The sequence below is a fragment of the Neobacillus piezotolerans genome, assembly GCF_003362805.1.
Classification (GTDB): domain Bacteria; phylum Bacillota; class Bacilli; order Bacillales; family Cytobacillaceae; genus Bacillus_D; species Bacillus_D piezotolerans.
In genome coordinates, this window is the sequence record NZ_QNQT01000033.1 from 1 (window position 1) to 1,369 (window position 1,369).

Annotated in this window: 2 pseudogenes; both read right to left on the minus strand. The window is 33.5% G+C overall.

Going from position 1 to position 1,369, the window contains the following annotated elements:
- Positions 1–755: 755 nt before the first annotated feature.
- Positions 756–983, minus strand: a pseudogene (locus DRW41_RS23850) (NADH dehydrogenase subunit 3); the annotation flags it as partial.
- 165 nt (positions 984–1,148) lie between these two features.
- A pseudogene (locus DRW41_RS23725) lies at positions 1,149–1,361 on the minus strand (cytochrome c oxidase subunit 3).
- Between the last annotated feature and the right edge of the window lie 8 nt (positions 1,362–1,369).

Genomic DNA, 1,369 nt, shown 5'->3' on the forward strand with positions numbered 1-1,369 from the left:
CCTCTATCATTAACCCTCGGCTCAATTCTAGTCTGAATGCTACCAACACAAACACTAATTATACCCACTTATCTCTTTCTAGCTATTTCAATAGCACTAACAACCGGAGTCCTAATAAGAGCTCTTTTAAGCTTTAAATCAAAAACATACTCCTTTATAGGAAATTTCTCTATCCATATATGGTTTATTCACCCACTAACCACAAACCCTTGACTCAAATCCCTCCCCCTAAGAACCCTGCTTACAAAAATTGACAACTCCTGACACGAAAATTTGTCAGCCCAAGGAATACAAAAAACTCTAATATCCTTTAATTATCCCACTCAAAACCTTCTTAAAACCTCTTTAACCCTAACTATTCTCCTTATAGCCCCACTCCTCTTAATATATAAATTTAGCTTAACCTATAAAGCATTTTACTGAAGATAAAAAAATCCATTTCCATCATGAAAAAATAGCGTAAATCTACTTAATTACCCTAAATTTAAGTCGAAATTAAACCGCTTATATCTGCACTTTTCTCTAAAAAAAAGTTAGCAGCCTTTCCAAACTTATCACTATAACTAAGTGCAAATCAGTCCCTCTTATCCCTCCTATTTCATTAACATTGAAATCGCCTCCAAGCTTCAACATTTACCCAAATTACTATTAACCATAAAGCCTTCAATTAATATTTTCCTTAGTTCCCCGCCCGGGCGGGGAAAGGGGCGGGGAACTATATGGTAGATAATTACGCTAAGTTTAAGCCTTAGCCATTACAGCCACTCTATTCTTCCCAGAGATACCTCATAAACCAAACCTACTAATAGCAGCCCTACAAACATTCTAAAAACACAATATCCAACTACTCTACTAAAAAGAAAAGGAATAGGTAATAATAAAGAAATCTCTACATCAAAAATTAAAAATAATACAGCAATCAAAAAAAATCGATAAGAAAAAGATATCCGCACTACAGACTTTGCATCAAATCCACATTCATACGAAGATACTGAATTCCAATTATTTTCTACTCAAAGTGACACAACAAAAAACAAAAATAATAAAATTATACTTACCGCCACTACTAAAACTAATGCTCCAAAAAACATTAAGAGATATTTTAATTGGAAATTAAATGTACAATACTCTATATTCTATGAACCTCATCAATAAACCACAGAAAACAAAAACAACCACACAACATCTACAAAATGCCAATACCAAGCAGCAGCCTCAAACCCAAAATGGTGTGTTGTTCTAAAATGTCCCTTTAAAGAACGAATTCAAACCACAATTAAAAAAACAGATCCCACCATTACATGAAAGCCATGAAATCCTGTAGTTACAAAAAATACAGACCCAAACACAGAATAGCTAATATCAAATA